Here is a 19,692-nt window from a genome sequence, read left to right as displayed (position 1 = left end):
TATCAATGAAGAACCTTGCCGGACTGATGAAGCAGGCCAGCCAGATGCAGGCCAAGATGGAAGCCGCCCAGAGCAATCTGGCGACTCTGATTGTCGAAGGCTCCGCTGGTGCCGGTCTGGTGACGGTCAAACTGACGGGAAAGGGCGAAATGCGCGACCTGAAGATCGATCCGCAGCTGGCTGACCCGACGGATATTGAGACGCTTCAGGATCTGATCGTCGCGGCCTATACGGACGCCAAGGCCAAGACCGAAGCCGCAAGCTCCGAAGCCATGCGCGACGTAACTGGTGGACTCGACCTCCCGGCTGGCCTGAAGCTGCCGTTCTGATCTGGCCTTTCTGCCCTCGGCTTTCCTGACCCGGTTGACGGAGACATCCCGCCCATGATGGGTCACGGAGACATCGACCAGCTAATCACTATGCTCGCGCGCCTGCCAGGGCTGGGGCCACGCTCCGCCCGTCGGGCTGCGCTGGCCCTTCTGCGCCAGCCGGAGAGCCGGATGCTGCCGCTCGCCCATCTGATGGAGCGCGCGGCCACGAGCGTGAAGACCTGCACACTGTGCGGCAATCTCGATACGGTCGATCCATGTCATATCTGTACGGATGCAGATCGTGATCGGGGGTTGATCTGTGTAGTCGAGACGGTGGGCGATCTCTGGGCGCTGGAGCGCGCTGGCGTCCATCGTGGTGTCTATCAGGTTCTGGGGGGTACCCTGTCCGCACTGGCGGGGCTTGGGCCGGACGATCTGAATGTCCGCCCTCTGTTCGAGCGGATCGAGGAGGGCGGGGTGCGGGAAGTCATCCTTGCCCTGAGCGCCACCGTTGAGGGTGCGACGACCGCGCACTGGCTTCAGGAGCGTTTGTTGCCCACGGGGATTACCGTCACGCGCGTTGGGCATGGTGTGCCTATGGGCGGCGCGCTGGACGTGCTGGATGACGGCACACTGGCTGCAGCTCTAACGGCCCGCCGGTCTCTCTGACCATGGTGTCGCCCTTCCGGATTCCGCCGCGCGTCCCCCGTGTTGCCCTCGTCACGGGCAGCGCGCGCCGCATCGGGGCGGCTCTGGTGGAGATGTTGGCGGAACAGGGGTTTGTGATCGCCATTCATTGCCGTTATAGCACAGGCGAGGCCGAGGCCTTGCTCGAACGCATCGGCGGCAAAGGCTGCGTCGTACAGGCGGATCTGCAATGCGAAGAGGAAGTCGCAGCGCTTCTGCCTCGTGTCCAAGCTGCACTCGGGCCGGTAGGCCTCCTCATCAACAATGCGTCCGCCTTCATCCGCGACGAAATGGGCAGTGTGACCCGCGAAAGCTGGGACCTGCATCTGGAAACCAATCTGCGCGCGCCCTTCGTCCTCTCGCAGGCCATGGCGCAGGCGCTTCCCGAAGGGGCGGAGGGGCTGATTCTGAACATGCTGGACCAGCGTGTCTGGAACCTGACGCCGCATTTCGTCAGCTACACACTGTCCCGCACGGGATTATGGACCCTGACGCAGACCATGGCTCTCGCACTTGCGCCACGGGTGCGGGTGAACGCGATCGGGCCCGGCCCTGTCCTCCCAGCCGTGCGTCAGAGCCAGGAGCATTTTGACAGCATGTGCGCCCGGACACCGCTGCAGCACGGCTCCTCACCTGAGGAGATCGCTCAGGCCACCCTCGCGCTGTTCGCCCTGCCATCCGTGACGGGGCAGATGCTGGCTCTGGATGGCGGACAGCATCTGAACTGGTCGCCCGCGTCCTGAAATCTCAGGGGCGGATTGCGGCCGGAAGATAGTCTTCCACAACGAGCGAAATCGGCGCGTTATCACTGCCGCGCCGCAGAAGGGCGCGGTTTTCCAGAACAATTCCTGAAGCCGCACCCGGGAATCGGGTCTCAAGTTTCTGGCGCCGGAAATCTGTCTGCTGCACGGCCCGGCCGAAGGGCGTGTCAGTCTGTTCCAGCAGAGTGTTCATGGCGGGGGAAAGCCGTTCGGGCACATACCAGTTCCAGGCATCCGACAGCACGGTCTCGCCGCAGAGCAGTCGGACATGCCGCGTCGTGACCTGATGGGTCTCGGTGACCTGTAATAATGTCAGGATATCTTCCGTCACCGGCCGGTCCACGCTCAGGCGCAGCACGCGGATCGGGGAGGGGCAGCGGGCCTGAAGCACCGCCGTTGCGCTGGGCTGGCTGTCGAGCCGGGCCCTGAATGCGCGAACGGCTGCGCTGTCCGGGGCGAAAACGCCTTCCGGATCAGAACAGCCGCTCATCAGTGCCGCCAGAAGAACAGCGCAGAAGACCTTAGTGGTCGTCGCGATCGTCCTTGTCATTCGGCACTTCGATGTCATTGCTGAGATCGTCGTCGTCATCGTCCAGATCATCGTCCGGAGCGATTACATCATCGTCGTCCTCGTCTTCGGCGACTTCCAGATCCACATCGTCCTCAAGTTCTGCGGCCTTGGGCTTGGGATCCTTCTCTTCAGGCAGCGGAACTTCGCTGCGCTTGAGACGGGAATCGTCCGGCTGCGTCGTGCCGCATTTCGGGCACACCGCAGGGATGCGGTTCAGGTCATAGAAGCGGGCGCTGCATTCAACGCATGTCCGTTTCAGACCAAGTTCGGGTTTTGCCATTGTGCGGAGCCTGCTAATGCCTCGAATAAGGAACGCGGCCATGCCAGCTTGTGCGCCCCCTGTCAAATCCCGCAGCATGATTCCTGACAGTTTTCTGGCGCATGACTGCGCCGCTGCGGCATGATTCACGAGGTGATTGACAGGTGTGGGACACCCCAGCAAGAACATCATCATGCAAGTCTCGCGCCCCCTGACCGTCTCCGCGTCCCCAAAGGGACTTTCCGGCCGCACCCGTGTTCCGGGTGACAAATCCATCAGCCACCGCTCGCTGATGCTCGCCGCTCTCGCTTCCGGTCGCACGTATGTGACCGGCCTGCTTGAGGGAGAAGACGTGCTGCGGACGGCTGATGCCATGCGCGCACTCGGCGCCACCATCACGCGTGATGGTGCGGACTGGATCATTGAGGGTCGCGGCGTGGGCGCGCTCACCGAGCCTGCGGATGTACTGGACATGGGCAACTCCGGCACGGCCGCGCGCCTGCTGTCCGGCATCCTGTCGTCCCACGCTTTCAACAGCGTCATGACGGGCGATGCCTCCCTGCGCTCACGCCCGATGCGCCGCGTGACGGCTCCTCTGGCGGCCAATGGCGCTGAATTCCTGACCCGAGAGGGTGGTCGCCTGCCCATGGCCGTCCGCGGTACGGGCGACGCAAAGCCGATCGAATATCGCCTTCCGGTTGCGTCCGCGCAGGTCAAATCTGCCATCCTGCTGGCTGGTCTGAACGCCCATGGCACGACGGTCGTGGAAGAACCTGTCGCCACCCGGGATCATACGGAAAACATGCTTCGCCATTTCGGTGTTGAAGTGGACGTCTCCCGCCTTGATGCCAGCGGACGCCGAATCGCCCTGACCGGCCCGGTCCGAATGACGGCCCGTGACGTGATTGTTCCTGGCGATCCGTCCTCCGCAGCTTTCCCGATCGTCGCCGCCCTGCTGGTGCCGGGCTCGGATATCTGGATCGAGGGTGTGGGTCTTAACCCGCTGCGCACAGGTCTGTTCACGACGCTGATCGAGATGGGGGCAAGCCTCTCCATTGAGGACGAGCGCGTCGAAGGCGGTGAGCCGGTTGGTGACCTGCATGTGCGCCACAGCCAGCTCAAGGGTGTGGATGTCCCGCCCGAGCGTGCGCCGTCCATGATCGATGAATACCCGGTTCTCGCCGTGGCCTGTGCCTTCGCCGAGGGCGCGTCCCGTCTGCGTGGTCTGGAAGAACTGCGCGTGAAGGAAAGCGACCGTCTGGCCTCCACGGTGGCGCTGCTGAACGTGAACGGTGCCGAGACCGAAGTGATCGGCGACGATCTGATCGTGAAGGGCTGCAGCGGTCCGCTCGGTGGGGGTATGGTCCAGACCCATATGGATCATCGCCTTGCCATGAGTGCCGTTGTGCTCGGTCTGGCCGCCCAGAAGTCCGTGAGCGTGGACGACACCGCCTTCATCGAAACCAGTTTCCCGGGTTTCGTGGACCTGATGAACGCCCTCGGCGCAGGACTGGTGGCGTGACGGCTCGTCCGCTGATCATTGCCGTTGATGGTCCGGCCGCAGCCGGGAAGGGGACGCTCGCCAAGGCGCTCGCCGCGAAGCTGGGTCTGCCGTATCTCGATACTGGTCTGCTGTATCGCGCCGTGGCCCGCCGGATGGTGAATGCAGGTCTGGACCCGGCGGGGGATGCTTCCGCCGAGGCACAGGCCCTGCAACAGGCGGATCTGGCCCGCACGGATCTGCGCGTTCCCGAGATCGACCGTGGAGCTTCTCTCGTGGCCGCGCAACCTGAAGTTCGCGCGGCGCTGCTCGAACGGCAGCGGGTTTTCGCGTCCGAAACGGGTGCGGTCGTCGATGGACGGGATATCGGCACTATCGTGTTCCCCGATGCAGACGTGAAGTTTTTCATCACGGCCTCCCCCCGTACCCGCGCCCTGCGCCGCCACCATCAGGTCCAGGGAGAGACTCCGCTGGAAGGGGCTGCGCTGGAGGCTGCGGTGGCCGAGCTCGTGGCGCGGGACGAGCGCGACTCATCGCGTGAAACCGCCCCGCTGGTTCAGGCTCCCGACGCCGTGCTGATCGAGACCGATACGCTTTCCGCCGCCGAGGTCCTTGATAAGGCATGCGAAACCGTGGCCTTGCGGCAAACGCGAAACTGACCAGACGCAACCGCACCCAAAAAACGCCTTTTTTTATTGACACCGCGCCCTTGCAGGGTGTTGGTGCACCGTATCGCCAGCCCCGGAAGGGGAGGGGGATGGTCTGTTCTGCGTCTTGCAGGCAGATCAAACATCCAACAACCCGATCTGACCGGTCATCGGCAGCGGGGAGCCGTCCGGTCCATCATGGATCTGGCGCAGACGTGGACATCCGCTCCGACAACGGAACGGGCGTCCGGGAATATAGTATCTACATGGCTTCAGCCACTCAGACCCCCATGGCCGATCACGGCGTTGAGGATTTTGCAGCCCTTCTCGATGAGACCCTGGGCCGCGACACAGGCTTTGACGGCTCCGTCGTCACCGGCCGCGTTGTCCGCCTGACCGACGAATTCGCAATCGTCGATGTTGGCCTCAAGAGCGAAGGCCGCGTTTCCCTCAAGGAATTTGGTCCGGCCGGCGCTGCCCCGGACGTGAAGCCGGGCGACGTTGTCGAGCTTTATGTCGAGCGTTACGAAGACCGTGACGGCTCCATCGTCCTGTCGCGCGAGAAGGCTCGCCGCGAAGAGGCATGGACCGCCCTGGAGCGTGCATTCGGCAACAACCAGCGCGTCAACGGCACGATCTATGGTCGCGTCAAAGGCGGCTTTACGGTTGATCTCGGCGGCGCCATGGCGTTCCTTCCGGGCAGCCAGGTTGACATCCGTCCGGTTCGTGACGTTGGACCCCTGATGGGCCAGCCTCAGCCGTTCCAGATCCTGAAGATGGACCGCGCCCGTGGCAACATCGTTGTCTCGCGTCGTGCCGTTCTCGAAGAGACCCGTGCGGAACAGCGCTCCGAGCTGATCCAGGGCCTGAAGGAAGGCATGATCCTCGACGGCGTCGTCAAGAACATCACCGATTACGGTGCGTTCGTTGACCTCGGCGGCGTTGACGGCCTCCTGCATGTCACCGACATCGCTTGGAAGCGCATCAACCACCCGTCCGAAGCTCTGCAGATCGGTCAGCCGGTTCGCGTGCAGGTCATCCGCTTCAACCCGGACACGCAGCGTATCTCCCTCGGCATGAAGCAGCTTGAAGCTGATCCGTGGGAAAACGTCGCCATCAAGTATCCGGCTGGTGCACGCTTCACGGGTCGCGTCACGAACATCACCGATTACGGTGCATTCGTGGAGCTGGAGCCGGGCGTCGAAGGTCTTGTGCACGTTTCCGAGATGTCCTGGACGAAGAAGAACGTCCACCCGGGCAAGATCGTCGCTACTTCGCAGGAAGTCGACGTCATGGTTCTGGACGTGGACAGCGGCAAGCGTCGTATCTCCCTCGGTCTCAAGCAGGTTCAGCGCAACCCGTGGGAGCAGTTCGAGGAAGAGCACAAGGTCGGTTCGATCATCGAAGGCGAGATCCGCAACATCACCGAGTTCGGTCTGTTCGTTGGTCTTTCCGCAGACATCGACGGCATGGTTCACATGTCCGATCTCTCTTGGGACGAAGCTGGCGAAGCAGCCATGGCCCACTACGAGAAGGGCCAGATCGTCAAGGCCAAGGTTCTCGATGTGGATCCCGAGAAGGAGCGTATCTCCCTCGGTATCAAGCAGCTTCAGGAAGATCCGGCCGCTGACACCCTGTCCCGCGTCCAGAAGGGTGCTGTTGTCACCTGCGTCGTGACGGCTGTTCAGAGCAACGGTATCGAAGTGAAGGTGGACGACGTCCTCCAGGGCTTCATCCGTCGCGCCGAACTGGCCCGTGACAAGGCCGAGCAGCGTCCGGAGCGTTTCGCAGTCGGTGAGAAGGTTGACGCAAAGGTCGTCTCCGTCGACCGCGCATCGCGCAAGCTGGCTCTGACGATCCGCGGCCGTGAGGTCGAGGAAGACAAGCAGGCCATCAACGAGTACGGGTCTTCTGACTCGGGCGCGTCCCTGGGTGATATCCTTGGTGCCGCCATCCGTCGCCGTAACACGGACGCCTGAGCTTCCGCTCTGGTGAGCCGGGGGAGGGTTTCCTCTCTCGGACGAGGATGAAAAGGGTCGCTTCGGCGGCCCTTTTTTTATGGAAAATTCATTCTTTCACGGCGGGCTTTTGCTTGACGGCGCCATCCGCTACACAAGAAGGTGCACTAATACAAAAATGTCGTGATTAGAGGGCGCGGCCCGTTTAAATCAGGGCGACGGACCAATATTGCATATGGGAGTGGGCGTTAGAGCCCAAGAGATTGATGGCGGTCATTTACAATACGAATTATACCCACAATCCCAACTCCTATCTGACTTTAGCCGTGCAGCGGGCTGCCCAGGCTCTTTTCGGGAAAGAGCAGGTTGCTGTTGCAGACAACATGAGCCTGGCTGGTATCGCCGCTACTGGCGAGCATGACGTTCTGATCTGCCTTGATGCGCAACGCATCAACCTGCCTCTGATCCGCCGAGTCCGTCCGGCGTTCAAAACCATGATTCTCTGGACTTTCGAAGACCCGTTCATGCGGGACTTCAACGTCGAAAACGCTGAGCTTTTCGATTACGTTTTCACGAACGATCCGTCATGTGCCAAATATTATCACGGTAAGGGCCACTATCTTCCCCTCGCCGCCAGCCCGTCCATTCACGAACGCAGCGTTCTCCCCGCTGCCGAGCTGGAATATGATATTTTTTTCGCGGGAACGATGTGGCCCAATCGCGTCCATACCCTGCGTAAGGTTATTGCGGCCTTCCCTGACGCGCGTCTCAAACTTGTCTGTCCGACCAACGAATTCCTGCCGCCTCTGCCAGCCGATCTCGCTGCACTCGCTATCCAGCGCCCGATCAGCCACGAAGCTTTCATTGATTTCGCGAATGTCAGTGCCGTTACCCTGACCATGTTCCGTGACTATGCCAGCCATGGTGACGTCAGTCAGGCAACGGCACCGGGTCCGCGCTTCTTCGAACTTGCCTTGGCGGGTGCCGCGCAGGTCGTGGAGGCTCCGGAAAGCATGGGCGCCGAACATTTCGAAACCGTTAATGGGATTTCTCTGGCCCGGGATGCCAATCAGGTTGTGGATGCGATTGCGCGTCTGCTTCAGGAAAAAAGCACGCGTCGCAACGCAGCACTGGCGGCGCAGAAATCAGTTGTTTCGCAGCACCTGTATGAGCATCGCCTTGAGAAGATGCGTGACATTACGGGAGCCGATTTCGGACGTCGCACCGAGGCGCTGCCTCCTATGAATCGCCGGCGGCGTCTCCGTGTGCTGATGTGCACTCATTCCACAATTCACGAGCAGGCCTGGGGAGGGGTCGAAGTTTACCAGCTGGGTCTCTGCACACTTTTGTCGCGCGATGTCGAGTACTTTTACTGGCTGCGCCGTGGAAATTTCTGCCGCCTGACGACTGCCAATGGTCATGAACTGGAGCGCTTTGACGTCCCGGAAGTGCCCTGGCAGGACGCGATGTGTGACTCACCGGAAGAAATGGCATTCTCCAGTGTCATCAGTCAGTACAACATCGATCTTGTTCATTTTCAGCACCTTGGCCATCATGCTTTGTCACTGCCGATCATTGCGAAAGCGAACGGTGCTGGGGTTATTTTCTCAGCTCACGATTTCTGGCTGGTTTCGGCCCGTTATAATCTTCTGAACCATGAAATCCGCTATATCGAGGACGAGGTTCGTTCCGTTCTCGCAGCAGATATTACGCTCAAGGCGTCCGAAAACGTGGATCATGGCGGCGAGCAGACCCGCCGTGCCTTTGTAGCCAAGATGCTACATTCCGTCGACGCCATCCTGTTCGGGACAATGCATTCACGAAATCTGACTCACGAGATCTATCCGGTCCTCGATACCAAGCGCAGCATCGTGATGGGCATTCCCAGTCCTGACAATACCGTCCCCGTCATGATGAAACCCTATGAGCCTCTTGGAGACCGTCCGCTTGGCGTTGCCATTGTCGGAAACTTCCTGAGAACCAAGGGGGCTGATACGATCCTTAACCTGATCGATATCGCTCATCCGGATCACTTCGTCTTCCATATTTTCGGATATGTGCACCCGGAATACGAAGCCGTTCTGACGTCGGTTCCGCGCAAGAATGTCAAAATCTACGGCCGTTATGACATGGGCGATATTGAGGCTCTGAAGGTGGCGGATGTCGCCCTGAATCTCTCGATCTGGCCGGAAACATATTGCATTTCCCTGTCCGAGGCCTGGCAGAATGGCCTCATTCCCATCGTGACCGATGTCGGCGCGCTGGGAGACCGCGTCGAGGACGGTGTCAACGGTTTCAAGGTTCCAATCAGCCGCTCAAGTATGGTGCTGGAGCGTATGGAACTGCTGCGCTCTTCCGAGCCGGTGCGTCGTCAGATCATGCAGAATATTACCCCCGCACTTTGGACCCATGCGCGTGACTATGCCGATGCGCTTCTGACGCTCTATCACGATGTCGCGCCCCGTCAGGAAATGGGTGTATCGGAACTTCGTCTTGATGCCGGACAGGTTCATCTTCTGCCCCATAATTCCTGGCGCCATCAGGCTCCCCCGCGTCACATCTTCGACCCTCCGACCGCGCGTGATCTGACTGTGGAGATGCCTGTTACGGTTTCGGACTGGTTCTCCGTTCAGGGGGCCGAATGCTATATTGATGATATCTGTCACCATGTTTTTTCCGATGTGGAAGAAAAGACATTTGAGGGCGCGCCGGAATTTCACATTCGCGGGTGGATGATTATCCCGGGCGTCAGCTCTGCTGGCCAGATCTTTACGGTTCTGCTGGGAGAAGATCCTGACAGCACCATGATCTTCCTTGAATGCCAGCGGGAGATACGCGGTGATATCGCCGAACTCTTTGTCAATGCGCCGCGTCGTGCCGGTTTTTCAGGCAAGGTTGCCCTGCGTGGGAAGTGGTGTGAGGGACGTTTCCGGATTGGTCTGATCAACGTCATCAACGGTCAGGGTGCATTTCAGCTCACCACTCTTCAGATTGAGGTCGAAGGCGGTCAGATCCGGAATATCATCCGCTCGGCGCCGTCCAACGACCTTGTCCTCTCTGATTTCCGCCGTGTTTCCCATAGCGACGGTCTGATGCGGGGCGTGAAGCTTTCGGGCGTCGGAAAGCACGCGATGCATCCGTGCACGTCTGGCGCTCTGGAATATTACATTGATGATTTCAGCGGTTTGATCGGCAATCCGCCGGCAGAGCTCAATCCGGCAGGGCCCCTGACGGTCAGGGGCTGGATGTTCTTCCGGAATCTGTCCCGTGCAGGTCAGGTCTATGGTGGACTGGTTTCGGAAAGCCGGAACGAGATCGTGTTCTTTGCCGCCGAACGGGTCGCCCGGGAAGATGTCGGAAAGGTTTATCGCGACGCACCACTCTGCGTGGGTTTCAGCGGTGAGTTCATGCCATGCGAAGGCTATGCCCGCCCGCTTGACGGTGTCTACCGCTTCATTCTGGTGAACGTCATTGGAGATGTTTTCGGATCAAGAATGACCGATATCACCGTAACCTTCGATAATGGAGCCATCCTGTCTGTAGAGCATGCCGAAGTAAACGCTTCGCATGTCGAACGGGCTGAGCGACTACTCGCAGAAAAAGTCGTTTCCTGACCTGCGAGCGGGAGGCTTGCCCTGATGTCCGAAACCGTTTCAGTCCCGCTCTCAGAAACACGTCAGCCCCGTTGGGCTCGCTTTGATGCGCAATGGTATCTGTTGCGCTATCCTGAGGTCCGGGACTGGATGCAGGAAGAAGGGCAAGTTGAGCCGTATGCATTTTACCTGCAGACAGGCCAGCGCTATGGGCACTCTCCCAACCGCTATTTTGACGAAATATGGTACCGGGATGCCCATAAGGATGTGCGTCAGGGTCTGATACGCGAAGAGTGGGTCTCGGGCTTTGAACATTATATCGCGACCGGGTACAGGACCCATTCCCCACACTGGCTGTTTGATGAAGCCGGGTATCGCCGTCGATATCCGGAACTGACACAGCGTTTCCTGAACGAGCATGGCTTCCGCAATGGGTACGACCATTACCTGGAAGCCGGTGAAAGTCATTATTACCGGGGGCATCATTTTTTCGATGATGACCTCTGCCGGGATCTTGCACTGACATTCCCGGATTATTTTGACAGCCGGATCGGATTGTTCGGATCGTGGCTTGGACTGCCAGCTCATGTCGCAGATGCCGGGCGCGTATCGTGGTATTTCGATCCTGTCTGGTATCTGACCCGATATCCGGAAGTCCGTCAGGCCATTGCTGCGGGCCAGTATTCCAGTGCCCTGCACCATTATCTTACGAATGAAACACCAGGCCTTTTTGACCCCCAGGAGTTTTTCTCAGAGGCGTTCTACAGGCAGGCGCACCCAGATATGGTGCCTTCGCTGGAGCAGGGCTATTTCCGTAACGGTTATGATCATTTTGTTCGTCATGGCGTTTATGAAGGCCGCGCTCCGCAGGAAACTGTGGATCTGGCCGCCCATATGGCGCAGGTGCAGGTGCGTAATGACGTGCGCAATCGTCTCTATGACAGTGCATTTGCCCATTTCGTAGCCGGTCGAACGGGGCAGGCTGAGGAACGGGCGGCTCTGACTGCCATTCCCGAGATCAGCGAGGAACAATCCAGACTTCTGTTTGAACGCGAAGCCGAAGCCATTCTTCCGTCTCTGGTCCGGCATCCGCTTGATTTCACGGTTCATGGTGTCCCCGAAATCAGCGTCCTGATGGTTGTCTATGACAAGATCGCCCTGACGGCGCAGGCTCTGGCCTCGCTGCGGGCAAACTATGCTGGCGCCATTCAGCTCGTACTCGTGGACTCCGGCTCTCATGACCAGACGCGTCATATCGGCCGGATGGTACGTGGCGCGACAATCCTGCGCTACAGACACAATATCGGCTATCTCCAGGGCTGTAATATTGCACTGGAAAAGGCGGAAGCTCCCTTTGTTCTGTATCTGAACAATGATATCCGCCTGTATCCGGATGCGATTGTCCATGCCCTGAAACGCCTGCGTTCTGAAGCTGATATCGGGGCAGTCGGCGGCAAGCTGATTCGAACGAACATGCGTCTTCAGGAAGCAGGCTCCATTATCTGGCGGGACGGGGCAACTTACGGCTATCTGCGCGAAGACGATCCAAACCTGACAACCGCCAATTTTGTACGGGACGTTGATTACTGTTCGGCTGCCTTCCTGATGGTTCGCACCACGTTGCTGCGTCGTCTTGGAGGATATGATTCCCGGTATATGCCGGCCTATTTTGAGGATGCTGACCTTTGTATCCGGATTCTCAAGGCCGGAATGCGGATCGTTTATGATCCGAGCGTGGTCATCGAACATCTGGAATTCGGGAGTTCAGGTGCCGCCGGGTCTCACGCCCTCATTCGCGGCAACCTGAAAACCTTTGCACGGCTGCATCACGACTTTCTACGTCATCAGCAGCCTGCTCATGTCCGCAATGCTGTTCTCGGCCGCGAACATCATCTCAGCCAGCGCAGGCGCATCCTTTTCATTGAGGATCGCCTTCCCCTGCGCCGTCTTGGATCCGGGTATGTCCGATCCAACGATATTATTCGTGAGATGGCCGCGCTGGGATATCAGGTCACGGTTTTTCCCATACTCCCCCGGGATCAGACGGTCATCGACCTGTTCGGAGACTTTCCGGAGAAGGTGGAGCTGATCGTGGACCGCGACCTTTCCAGCTTTGCGGATTTCATTCAGGAGCGCATTGGATATTACGATCTGGTCTGGATCGGTCGTACGCATAATATGGCGCGGCTTCTGCCTTTGCTGAATGAATCAAGCCGCTATCTTCCGGCGCCCGCGCCGATCCTGGACACCGAAGTGATTGCGACACCGCGCACACTTGAGCGTATTCAGGTTCTGAAGCTTCCAAAGCCGGACCTCAGCTTTGATGACATGCTCCAGCAGGAACTGGACTGTGCCCGCTTCTGCCAGAAAATCATCACGGTGACCGCTCATGATGCCGATCTCGTGCGACGTGCGGGCTACGAGAATGTTGCGGTGCTGGGGCATGAACTCCAGCCCCGGCCAACTCCAGCTCCGTTCGGAGACCGGCATAACATCCTGTTCTTTGGCGCAATCCATGACGAAGGTGCTCCCAATCATGACAGTCTTGTCTGGTTTGTGGATTGCGTTTTGCCTTTGCTGGAGGACGTTCTACCGCCGGATGTCCACTTTACGATCGCCGGCTTCGTTGGGCCGGATGTGGATATGACGGTCTTTTCAACGAGCAGCCGGGTGGAAATCGTAGGGCCTGTTGGAGATCCACACGAGCTGTTTGACCGTCATCGGGTTTTTGTCGCGCCAACACGGTTTGCTGGGGGAATTCCCTTCAAGATTCATGAGGCAGCGTCTTACGGCCTGCCGCAGGTCGTGACGACGCTGCTTCAGGAACAGCTGGGCTGGGTGAACGGGGCCGAGCTTCTGGCTGCACCCGCTGATGACCCGCAGGCGTTCGCAACAGCCGTGGCACGACTTTATCAGGATGGGGAACTGTGGGAGACACTGCGGGCAGGTGCGCTCGCGGCGGTCGAGCGGGACTGTTCTCCTGTGCATTTTCGACAGGCGCTGTCGGAAATTGTTCAGAGCTGCATTGTGTAAGGTGCCGGAGACCTCCGGTTCGGAAAGTTTGGGGAGAGCAGGGACATTATGGACGCAGTCAACGAAGCGATCGTGGAATCCTCCGAAAATGCCAGCAGCGCTTCCGCGTTGGGCGGACGGGTTCTTGTGTGCAGCGGTGGCCGGTATGAAAGCCAGGCCAACGCCCAGATCCGTGAGTCCATCATGGACGGCTGGGGGGACTGTTTTGGCGAGGATAATGTCACGGCCGTCCATATTTCGGCCGCAGCCAGCTCCATCCGGATTCTCAAGCCGACGATCGTTTTCGCCATCGGCTCCTATCTTCCGGAAAGTACGTATTTCGGTGAGGTCTGCCGCGAGGCAAAGAAGATTGGTGCGGTGACGGTCTTCTGGGCCACGGAAGATCCCTACGAGCAGGATGCGAATTACCGCATCGCTGACGATTTCGACGTCATTTTCTCCTGTGACCGCTGGGGGCATAATTTCTATCAGCGCGAGCGGGTATTCCACCTGCCGCTGGCGGCCAGTCCGAAACTTCATTACGGCGAGATTGAAGATAATTCGGAAAAAACCATTGATGTTCTGTTCTGTGGTGTTGCGTTCACCAACCGCAAAGACATTCTGCGCAATCTCCTTCCGGCCCTGCGTGATCTGAATATCAAGATTGTCGGGCCAGGCTGGGGTGAACTGGGGATCGGGTTTTCCGACGCCCGGATCGAGAAGTCACAGCTTGTGGAACTCTACCGGCGCTCCAAGCTGGTTCTGAACCTTGGGCGCTCACTGAGCTTCGAGAACAAGCGCTTCATCATTGCGCCGTCCACGCCGGGCCCACGGACGTTCGAGGCTGCCTTGGCCGGGGCGTTCCAGGTGTTTCACGAGGATACGCATGAGATCCGCCGCTATTACTCCGCCGACGAGATCCCGGTCTTCTCCAACCGGGTGGATTTCGAGCGGCTGATTGCGACCTATCTCGACAACAATGAGCTGCGCGTGAAGATCGCCCGCAAGGCACAGGCACGGACGCAAGCCGAACATCTGTACCAGCACCGGATCCAGTATGCGCTGCGTGTGCTCAAGGACGAGGGGCTGATCGGCTGAGGTACGGTCGGACCTGATGCTCTTCCCTGCCTGAACCTGAAAAAGCCGGAGCATGTCTCCGGCTTTTTTTCTGTCTGGATTCAGCAGTCAGGCATGAAAAAAGGCCACGGAGCAGTCCGCGGCCTTTTTTTTGGTTCCCGGGAAGGGACTGGTCAGTTCGGTTGCGGACCCATGACGATCTGGGACAGGTCGGTCGGTCGGACCCACTTGCGGAAGGCGACCTGCACCTGCTGCGGAGTCATGTCGTAGATGGCCTGAGCAGCCTTCGCCGGGCTGTCGAGAGGCAGGTCCAGTGCGATCAGGGACAGGTAGCTGCCGGCCAGCGCACTGAAGCTGGCGCGGGACATGGGCTGGCTGCGGAGCAACGACGCCTTGGCGAGATCAAGGCTCTCCTGCGAGACCGGAGTAGTGCGCATCGCCTCGACATCCTTAACGGCGAGCGCGCGGGCCTTCCCGACTTTGTCCGGATCAGCGCCGAAGGTGATGCCGAAGCCGCTGCGGGTGCGGGAATAGTTAAAACCGCTTCCGGCGCCATAGACATAACCTGTCTTCACACGCAGGTCCTGCATCAGGCGTGAGGAGAAGCCATCCCCGAGGATCGTGTTGCCGACGGCAAGGGCATGGCGGTCAGGGTCGGTGACTTTCATGCCAATAGTCTCGACCAGCTTGACCTCATCCTGCGACCGGCCCGGATCTTCCACCACGGCCTGCGAAGCGCGGCTGAGCGGAATTGCGGGCAGATCGACGACAGGCTTGGGACCCACGGCCTTCCAGATACCGAACGCCTTTTCCACGTCCGCTTTCGCGGCTTCGGGGCTGATGTCGCCGACTATGACGATGGTCGTCAGGTCCGGGCGATAGGCATGGGCGTAATAGGCCTGCACGTCCGCAAGCGTGAGCTTGCCGATCGTGGCGGGGGTGGCTTCACGCAGGGTGGGATCGTGCGGCGGGACCAGCGCCTTGCGGGCGGCGCGGCTGAAGCGGTATCCCGGAGACTGAAGCTCGCCAGCCTGTGCCTGGGAGGCCTGCATCTGGGTCACGCGGAACGCCTTTTCCGGAAAAGCAGGGTTCAGCTCGTGATCGGCCAGCAGGGCAAGGCCCTTTTCGAAGTTTGGCGTCAGGGTGCTGAGCGAGAAGGACGGCCCGGCCTCCTCATCGGCAGAAAGGTCATCGAGCGCGCGGGCGAGGGCCAGACGGTCATGCGTCTTGCTGCCATAGAGGAACATCTGTTCGGTGACGTCCGCCACGCCTTCCTGTCCCGCAGGTTGTTCAAGGTCCGCGTTCTGGCGGATGGACCCGATCAGTTCGATTGTGTGGCTGACATGTTCAGGTTGGACAAGAAGATGCAGGCCATTTGACAGCGTATAGGCGGCTGGCAGGGGGGCTGCGGCCGGGATCGTCAGGCGGGCGAGCGCCTGTTGCGCCCAGTCAGGCAGCGCGACTTTGCCAGATGGAGGCGTGTTGAACGATTCCGCGCCACCAAAGCCTTTCTGGCCCACCGGCTTGCCCGAGGGGCTCGGCGTCAGGGTTGCGCTGATGGCATGAGCGGGGTCGAGCAGCTTTTTCGCCAGTGCGTCAACCTGTTCCTTGGTCACACTGCGGAAGGCAGCCAGCATGTCCTGCGGGTCGTTCAGGTGCTGGATGGCAACGGCCTGCGACCAGCTTTCCGCAAGGCCCGAAATGCTGTTGGCGTTGAATTCCAGCGAGGCGATTTCCTTGCGGCGTGCGGCTTCGATCAGCTCGGCCGGAATGCCGTGTGTACGGAAACTCTCCATGATGGCGGCAACATTGGCCCGTAATCCATCCGGGTTCGCGCCCTTGGGGAAGCCGGCATAGACGACGCCCAGCCCCGCCTGCGCGTCAGGGTCATACATGAAGCCCGTATCCAGTGCCTTGCCGGAAGGTACGAGGTCGAACAGGGCGGCGCGCTGGCTGCTGATGGCATCGGCGAGCAGGGTGGTTGCGGCATAGTCGGGGTCGCGCTGTCCCGGCATGCGCCAGGCCATCGTGACCAGCCCGATCGGCAGATCGGTATCGAGGGCGATGCTCTGGGCTTTGGCGGGTGTCGGAGAAACGGTGCCGCGTGCCGGGAGAGTCGAGGCCGGGATGCTGCCGAATGCAGCTTCGACTTTCTTCAGCGTGTCCTGCGGGTCCACGTCACCGGTGATGACCAGCACGGCGTTGTTGGGCGCGTACCAGGAATCATAAAATTTCTTCAGCAGCGGTGCAGTCGTGGCGTCAAAGGATGGGCGCGTACCGAGTGCGTCCTGCTCGTAAGGCGTGCCGGCATAGAGGGCCGCGCGGATCTGTGAGAGATAGCGGTAGATCGGGCTGGAGAGGTCGCGGGAGACTTCCTGTTCGATCGCGCCCTTCTCATGGGCCCATTCGGCTTCGGTAATGTTCAGTCCGCGCATGCGCCCCGCCTCAATGCGCAGCAGGACGTCCAGATCGCTGGTGGGGGCCTTGAAGTAATATTGTGTGACGTCGGATGTGGTGTCCGCGTTGTCGTTGTTGCCGAGCTGCGCGCTGATGGTGGAGAGCTGGTCGCGCGACAGGGTCTGCGAGCCGTTGAACATCATGTGCTCAAGCGCATGGGCCGTGCCGGGGAAGCCCTTGGGAGCGTTCACCGACCCGGTCTCGTAGTTCAGCATGGTCTGCACGACCGGGGCGAGTGTGTCGCGTACGACAATCACCCGCAGGCCGTTGGACAGCGTCGCCCGTGTCACCGTTGCCGGAGCTGCTGCGTTTGTCGTGGGGGCAACAGCCGGCGCGGCATGGGCTCCCGCCAGCACTGGAGGCGCCAGCATGGTGGCTGCCAGCAGGGACAGGCGGGACAGACGGGAGAGTGCGGACATGAGTTCTGAACTTTCCTGAGGAAAAACGCGTTTTCACAAAAGAGTAAACCGGTTGCGCCAGTCTCTGTCCAGCATGTGTATCGTGCGTAAGCCCGGCTGTATCGGGTCTGTTGGATGAAGAAAAAATTATGTGCAGGGGGGCGTGAGGACGGGTAAAGTGTGTGTGATGACTTTACCTGAACGCATTGCACGTGTGGATGACTGGCTGCTGGACCGGTTGTTCCAGCCTGTGGCGAACCGTCTTCCTGCACGCCTGACGGCGCTGCACCTTGGTCTGAGCTGTCAGCTTGGTGCTCTCATGCTGGACGGGCTGTCCCTTGTGCTGCCGATGCTGCTGTTTGGGGCCAGTCTGGGCAATATGATCGACAGTGCGCTGATCTGGTGCATCAGTCTGGCGTTCTTCCTGGGCATGAAGCGTTCGGCGCCAATGGTGCGACCAGGGATGCTCAACCCGCTGCGACCGCTGTTGCGGGCCATGCGGCTGCTCTCGCTGGCATTTCTGGCCTATCAGCTTTTTCGCGGGATTGGAGCGCCGGGCTTCATCTGGCTTGTGACCCAGCTGACCACGATTTCCCAGCTTCTGTTTACTGTCGGCCTTTATCTCGTGGCCTGCCAGCCACGGCCCCCCTATCAGCGTATGTCTAACCGAAGCGGCCCGGTCATCGAGGGCGTATGGGGTGGCGCTGGAGGTCGGCTCAACTCCTGACGTTCAGTTCCCTCGCCACGCCCATCAAGGAAAACGCGCGTGACATCCCGACTGAGAATTCTGCATTGCCTCTCGACCCGGGAATTTGCGGGAACGGAGCGTCATCTTGCGGAATTGTCCGCCATTCAGGCGCAGACCCATGATGTCACGCTTCTGCTGGATCGCAACACTGTCGATCCGCTGACAGGCGGTGATATCAGCGGATTTCTCTGCCCTGACGTGAAAGTCGTGCGCGCCGGGGCTGCGGGATATCTTCCAGCACTGGCTTCAGAGCTTCGTAGCGGGCGTCATGATATCGCCCATACGCATCTTGGTCGGGCATCCGCCCGGGCAAGCTGGCTGCGTCTGGCCGGGCTGGCGGGCTCCATCCCGGTCGTTGCGACGCTTCACACCTGCTATCGTGGTCGGAGTTACGGCACCCATGACGGGCTGGTCTGTATCGCGTCATGGCAACGCGATACTCTGCCGGACAGACAGCGTGAAACTTCGGCCCTGATTCCTAACTGGACCGTACCGCCCCGTTCCACATGCGAATATCGTGCGGAACTGAGGCAGCGGATGCGGCAGGAGTGGCAAATTCCCGATGGTGGAGTGGTGATCGGGGCTGCCGGACGGATGGTAGAGGAAAAGAACTTTCAGCTTCTGATCCAGGCCTGGAAGCAGGCGCATCTCAGGCCCGGGACGCGTCTTGTTCTGGTGGGAGATGGTCCGGAACGTGTCGCTTTGGAGCAGGCGGCTCAGGGCCGGCCGGACATCATCTTCACCGGGTATCGCACGGATATGCCAGATCTTCTGGCAGCGTTCGACGCGTTTGTCGTGCCCTCCCGTCATGAACCGTTTGGACTGGTTTTGCTGGAAGCCATGGAGGCCGGTTTGCCGGTTTGTGCGACGGCAGCCGGAGGAGTGACGGATATTCTGGCCGATGCACCGGAAAGTCTGGTGGCGCCGGGCTGTCTGGCAGCATTGAAGTCGGGGCTACAGCGGCTGGAAGCTGCTGCGCCGTGCCAGTGGAACATGTCGCGCTATCGGATTGCTGCGGCTGCGAGCAAGGTCGAGGCGTTTTATCGACGGTACTGCTGAGCGCTTACAGCTCGTAGTAACGGCGGGAGACGTAGCTTGAGAGGCCTTCGCTGGGTATGATGTGCCAGCCATTCGTGACGGTTGGGACGAACTCCCAGAGGAACACCAGAATCGACAGGAAGAAAAGCAGCATGCCGTGGCCCACGATCTGGATGCGGCGCCAGAAATAAAGCGGCGGCAGGAGGATCCATAGGATCGTGCCGGGGCGGAAGCCTGCGGCCAGCAGGCTGCGGCGGTCCATGATGAGGGCGCCGTAGAAGATGGCGACGCTCACGACCATGGAGGCAATGTTGCTTGCGATGTCGGGCACGAGGCCGAAGCTCAGAAGAATGTTGACGGCCGTGCTGCCGAAGAACGGTCCAACCAGACTGAGCCAGAGCCAGCGGTTTGAGATCAGGCTGGCGGGGAGCGCCGGGGGAACGCCTTCGGGCTGGGGTGGCCAGAAGACGCAGCTTCCGGCCGGGTGCCATTCGCCACCGAAGCTCTCGGTCCAGCACAAAGTGGCATGCCCGATAATGCCTTCCGTAACGAGGGCTTTCATCCCATCAGCAGACACGGGTCCCTTGCGGGTGCCATGGTCTTCGTAAAACCAGCTCACAGTTCGTCCTTTTCCCGGCGGGGCATCGTCGTTCCGGCTCCTGCTGGTTCCTGAA

General features: G+C 60.1%; 15 protein-coding genes. 11 read left to right on the top strand and 4 right to left on the bottom strand.

From position 1 onward, the window contains the following. The first annotated feature begins 5 nt into the window (after nucleotides 1–5). Genes JK202_RS00490 through JK202_RS00480 form a run of 3 tightly spaced genes read left to right on the top strand, consistent with a single transcriptional unit; the run spans nucleotide 6 to nucleotide 1,741 of the window. Nucleotides 6–329 (top strand): YbaB/EbfC family nucleoid-associated protein, encoded by a 324-nt coding sequence (locus JK202_RS00490; protein ID WP_211557001.1) that lies wholly within the window; start codon nucleotides 6–8, stop codon nucleotides 327–329. Nucleotides 330–383: 54 nt separating this feature from the next. Continuing rightward, the gene (recR, locus tag JK202_RS00485) at nucleotides 384–980 is read left to right on the top strand and encodes a recombination mediator RecR (protein WP_211557000.1); all 597 of its coding nucleotides are present in this window, start codon (nucleotides 384–386) and stop codon (nucleotides 978–980) included. 2 nt (nucleotides 981–982) lie between these two features. Continuing rightward, entirely contained in the window at nucleotides 983–1,741 is a 759-nt protein-coding gene (locus tag JK202_RS00480) for an SDR family oxidoreductase (protein ID WP_211556996.1), read from the top strand. Nucleotides 1,742–1,745: 4 nt separating this feature from the next. Here the strand turns inward: JK202_RS00480 and JK202_RS00475 are convergent, their stop codons facing one another. Both JK202_RS00475 and JK202_RS00470 read right to left on the bottom strand, forming a co-directional pair. Next, on the bottom strand, nucleotides 1,746–2,309 hold the full coding sequence (locus tag JK202_RS00475; RefSeq protein WP_249199486.1) for a hypothetical protein: 564 nt from the start codon (nucleotides 2,307–2,309) through the stop codon (nucleotides 1,746–1,748). Beyond that, entirely contained in the window at nucleotides 2,281–2,610 is a 330-nt protein-coding gene (locus tag JK202_RS00470) for a TIGR02300 family protein (protein WP_211556995.1), read from the bottom strand. The genes JK202_RS00475 and JK202_RS00470 overlap by 29 nt, the downstream gene beginning before the upstream one ends. Nucleotides 2,611–2,782: 172 nt before the next feature. Between JK202_RS00470 and aroA the strand changes: the two genes are divergently transcribed. From aroA to JK202_RS00440, 6 genes are all read left to right on the top strand, one after another. Then, entirely contained in the window at nucleotides 2,783–4,111 is a 1,329-nt protein-coding gene (gene aroA / locus JK202_RS00465) for a 3-phosphoshikimate 1-carboxyvinyltransferase (RefSeq protein ID WP_211557410.1), read from the top strand. Further along, entirely contained in the window at nucleotides 4,108–4,749 is a 642-nt protein-coding gene (cmk, locus tag JK202_RS00460; protein ID WP_211556992.1) for a (d)CMP kinase, read from the top strand. Before aroA ends, cmk begins: the two co-directional genes overlap by 4 nt. A gap of 254 nt (nucleotides 4,750–5,003) precedes the next feature. Further along, nucleotides 5,004–6,716: a 30S ribosomal protein S1 gene (rpsA, locus tag JK202_RS00455; protein WP_211556990.1), complete on the top strand. Its 1,713-nt coding sequence runs from the start codon at nucleotides 5,004–5,006 to the stop codon at nucleotides 6,714–6,716. 245 nt (nucleotides 6,717–6,961) lie between these two features. Then, entirely contained in the window at nucleotides 6,962–10,309 is a 3,348-nt protein-coding gene (locus JK202_RS00450) for a glycosyltransferase (RefSeq protein WP_211556988.1), read from the top strand. Between the two features lie 24 nt (nucleotides 10,310–10,333). After that, nucleotides 10,334–13,321, top strand: coding sequence for a glycosyltransferase (locus JK202_RS00445; RefSeq protein ID WP_211556985.1), 2,988 nt, complete (start codon nucleotides 10,334–10,336; stop codon nucleotides 13,319–13,321). A gap of 48 nt (nucleotides 13,322–13,369) precedes the next feature. Then, nucleotides 13,370–14,398: a glycosyltransferase gene (locus JK202_RS00440; RefSeq protein ID WP_249199485.1), complete on the top strand. Its 1,029-nt coding sequence runs from the start codon at nucleotides 13,370–13,372 to the stop codon at nucleotides 14,396–14,398. A gap of 152 nt (nucleotides 14,399–14,550) precedes the next feature. Here JK202_RS00440 and JK202_RS00435 read toward each other — a convergent pair whose 3' ends face one another. Continuing rightward, nucleotides 14,551–17,253 (bottom strand): pitrilysin family protein, encoded by a 2,703-nt coding sequence (locus JK202_RS00435; protein WP_211556983.1) that lies wholly within the window; start codon nucleotides 17,251–17,253, stop codon nucleotides 14,551–14,553. 166 nt (nucleotides 17,254–17,419) lie between these two features. On the opposite strand from JK202_RS00435, the gene JK202_RS00430 reads away from it, so the two are divergent. Continuing rightward, a complete protein-coding gene (locus tag JK202_RS00430) occupies nucleotides 17,420–17,959 on the top strand; it encodes a hypothetical protein (protein ID WP_211557399.1) in 540 nt (179 codons plus the stop codon). 39 nt (nucleotides 17,960–17,998) lie between these two features. Beyond that, entirely contained in the window at nucleotides 17,999–19,039 is a 1,041-nt protein-coding gene (locus JK202_RS00425; protein WP_211556981.1) for a glycosyltransferase family 4 protein, read from the top strand. 4 nt (nucleotides 19,040–19,043) lie between these two features. Here JK202_RS00425 and JK202_RS00420 read toward each other — a convergent pair whose 3' ends face one another. Then, complete coding sequence (locus JK202_RS00420) at nucleotides 19,044–19,637, bottom strand: DUF4339 domain-containing protein (protein ID WP_211556979.1); 594 nt, start codon at nucleotides 19,635–19,637, stop codon at nucleotides 19,044–19,046. Nucleotides 19,638–19,692 lie beyond the last annotated feature (55 nt).

It is taken from the genome of Gluconobacter sp. Dm-62 (assembly GCF_018256155.1).
GTDB lineage: Bacteria > Pseudomonadota > Alphaproteobacteria > Acetobacterales > Acetobacteraceae > Gluconobacter.
The sequence above is the reverse complement of the archived record's forward strand: the minus strand, read 5'-3'. Positions and strand labels throughout refer to the sequence as shown.

Excerpts from the sequence above, each read along its gene's own strand:
- JK202_RS00490 (WP_211557001.1), top strand. The coding sequence starts at position 6 with ATGAAGAACCTTGCCGGACTGATGAAGCAGGCCAGCCAGATGCAGGCC.
- recR (WP_211557000.1), top strand. The coding sequence starts at position 384 with ATGATGGGTCACGGAGACATCGACCAGCTAATCACTATGCTCGCGCGC.
- JK202_RS00480 (WP_211556996.1), top strand. The coding sequence starts at position 983 with ATGGTGTCGCCCTTCCGGATTCCGCCGCGCGTCCCCCGTGTTGCCCTC.
- JK202_RS00475 (WP_249199486.1), bottom strand. The coding sequence starts at position 2,309 with ATGACAAGGACGATCGCGACGACCACTAAGGTCTTCTGCGCTGTTCTT.
- JK202_RS00470 (WP_211556995.1), bottom strand. The coding sequence starts at position 2,610 with ATGGCAAAACCCGAACTTGGTCTGAAACGGACATGCGTTGAATGCAGC.
- aroA (WP_211557410.1), top strand. The coding sequence starts at position 2,783 with ATGCAAGTCTCGCGCCCCCTGACCGTCTCCGCGTCCCCAAAGGGACTT.
- rpsA (WP_211556990.1), top strand. The coding sequence starts at position 5,004 with ATGGCTTCAGCCACTCAGACCCCCATGGCCGATCACGGCGTTGAGGAT.
- JK202_RS00450 (WP_211556988.1), top strand. The coding sequence starts at position 6,962 with ATGGCGGTCATTTACAATACGAATTATACCCACAATCCCAACTCCTAT.
- JK202_RS00445 (WP_211556985.1), top strand. The coding sequence starts at position 10,334 with ATGTCCGAAACCGTTTCAGTCCCGCTCTCAGAAACACGTCAGCCCCGT.
- JK202_RS00440 (WP_249199485.1), top strand. The coding sequence starts at position 13,370 with ATGGACGCAGTCAACGAAGCGATCGTGGAATCCTCCGAAAATGCCAGC.
- JK202_RS00435 (WP_211556983.1), bottom strand. The coding sequence starts at position 17,253 with ATGTCCGCACTCTCCCGTCTGTCCCGCCTGTCCCTGCTGGCAGCCACC.
- JK202_RS00430 (WP_211557399.1), top strand. The coding sequence starts at position 17,420 with ATGACTTTACCTGAACGCATTGCACGTGTGGATGACTGGCTGCTGGAC.